The organism is Leisingera sp. F5, assembly GCF_001593695.1.
Map to the genome: position 1 here is coordinate 1 of NZ_LUKH01000580.1, position 2,076 is coordinate 2,076.

A 2,076-nucleotide genomic window follows, 5' to 3' on the forward strand; every position below is an offset into this window, starting at 1 on the left:
CGTAAGCTGGAAGAGATCGAGCTGACCCGCGAGCGCGACGCCCTGCGTGCGGAACGGGCCGGGCTGGTTGAGCTGCTGGGTTCCGAAGAGCTGCAGTGGAGCCGGATCTCAGAACAGCTGAAGGATACCAAAAAGCAGTTCGGCAAAGACTACGCCGGCGGCGCCCGCCGCACCCGCTTTGCCGAGGCCGGCGAGGTCGAGGACGTGCCGCTGGAAGCGATGATCGACCGCGAGCCGATCACCGTTGTCTGCAGCCAAATGGGCTGGATCCGGGCAATGACCGGCCATATCGACCTGGGCCGCGAATTGAAGTTCAAGGACGGTGACGGCCCGCGCTTTGTCTTCCATGCGGAAACCACCGACCGGCTGCTGGTGTTCGGCTCAAACGGCCGTTTTTACACCCTGTCGGCGGCGAATCTCCCCGGCGGCCGCGGCATGGGCGAACCGCTGCGCCTGATGGTCGACCTGCCCAACGAGGCAGAGATCGTCGATCTGCTGATCCACAATCCCGAAGGCCGGCTGCTTGTTGCCTCCGACGCGGGCAACGGCTTTATCTGCGCGGAGAAGGAAATCGTCGCGCAGACCCGCAGCGGCAAGCAGGTGCTGAACGTCAAGGACGACGACCACGCTAAGATCTGTATCCCGGTCGAAGGCGATCACGTCGCCATTGTCTCGGAAAACGGCAAGTTCCTGGTCTTCGCGGTCGAGGAAATGCCGGAGCTCACCCGCGGCAAGGGCGTGCGCTTGCAGAAATACAACATGGCCCGCGGCAAGCAGGGTTCGCTGGAACTGGACGGCGGTCTCAGCGACATCACGACCTTCAATTGGGATGATGGGCTCAAATGGGAAATGGGCGGTGGCAAAACCCGCCACGAAACAGACCTTGGCCAGTGGCTGGGCAAGCGGGCCGGCGTTGGCAAACGCCCGCCGCATGGCTTCCCGCGTGACTACAAGTTCAAATAAGGCGGCTGAAACCTGCTGCCTGCCTGTGCCCCCCGCGCCACCCGCGCGGGGGGCAGCTGTTTCCACCTCTTTACCCGCTGTGCCGTGCCCGGCTATCTGGGCGGTGTCGAATTTCCTTGGGGGGCTCCATGATCCGCTTTCTTTCCATTCTGGCCACGCTGGCCTTGCTCGCGTCCTGCGGTGAAACCCGGTTGGACGAAGCGCCCGAGGACCTTGGCGCTTTTCAGGCACGGGTAACGCATGTCTACACCGAAAAAGCGCTGCAATGGCCGTTGTCCCGCAATGCGGAACACAGCGAATGGGATGCGGCGATGAAGAACGCGCTGGAAACCCGCCTGCGCCGCTATCAGGGCGCGCAGGAGTATGATGTGGCGGTTACGCTGGAGGGTTTCATGCTGGCACCGCCCGGCGTGCCGGTGCTGTTCTCCCCCAAAAGCGCGGTGGTGGTGAATGTCTTTGTCTATGACGTTGCGGCAAAGAAATTCCTGGCCAAGAAGCACCAGATGGAGATCTTTGAAAGCACCACCGGCGAAAGCGCGTTGCTGGGATCCGGCCATGCCCGCACCAAAGAGCAGCAAATTCAGGGCCTGGCGGTCAATATTGCCGACAAGGTGGAAGAATGGATGGCTAAACAGCACGAGGACGAAGGCTGGTTTGCACCACGCCCGGCGGCAGGTTCACCAGATCCCCGCCGGTCAGCGCCTGCGCCGTATCCTCGATCTGCACCGACCCCCGCCCCGCATCCATCAGCAGGACCTGATGCAGCCGCGCGTGACGATGCGGCCGGAACTCCCAGTTATGCACCAGCGACCGCGCCTCGATCGTTTCGCAATGCACGACGTCGGGCAGATCGCCCTGCTCCCCGAACAGGTTGTAATTCTCAACAATCGACATGTTCGATTTGTACCAGTTATTTGCCGGTCAGTCCATTCAATCCGCCCCGGCGTTGCGCCAGAACAGAGCCAACAGTCAAAGGAGGATGACATGTCCATGAAGACCAAAGTCGGCATCATCGGCGGCGGCCCGTCCGGCCTGATGCTCAGCCAACTGCTTGATTTGAAAGGGATTGATAATATCGTCCTGGAAAAACACAGCCGCGAATACGTGCTGGGC

The 2,076-nt window shown here is 61.6% G+C and carries 4 protein-coding genes; 2 read left to right on the top strand and 2 right to left on the bottom strand.

All coding sequences use genetic code 11. From position 1 onward, the window contains the following. A partial coding sequence (locus A2I95_RS33475) for a DNA gyrase C-terminal beta-propeller domain-containing protein (protein WP_291736768.1) occupies window positions 1-963 on the top strand: 963 nt, incomplete at its 5' end. Window positions 964-1,055: 92 nt separating this feature from the next. Here A2I95_RS33475 and A2I95_RS42695 read toward each other — a convergent pair. Beyond that, window positions 1,056-1,601 carry a hypothetical protein gene (locus tag A2I95_RS42695; protein ID WP_367153189.1) on the bottom strand — a complete coding sequence of 182 codons (546 nt, stop codon included), beginning with the start codon at window positions 1,599-1,601 and terminating at the stop codon, window positions 1,056-1,058. Beyond that, window positions 1,591-1,857, bottom strand: a complete 267-nt coding sequence (locus A2I95_RS42700) for an AraC family ligand binding domain-containing protein (protein ID WP_367153190.1) — start codon at window positions 1,855-1,857, stop codon at window positions 1,591-1,593. The genes A2I95_RS42695 and A2I95_RS42700 overlap by 11 nt, the downstream gene beginning before the upstream one ends. A 96-nt stretch (window positions 1,858-1,953) precedes the next feature. Between A2I95_RS42700 and A2I95_RS33485 the strand changes: the two genes are divergently transcribed. Further along, the coding region (locus tag A2I95_RS33485) for an FAD-dependent monooxygenase (protein WP_291736771.1) at window positions 1,954-2,076 on the top strand (123 nt) is incomplete at its 3' end.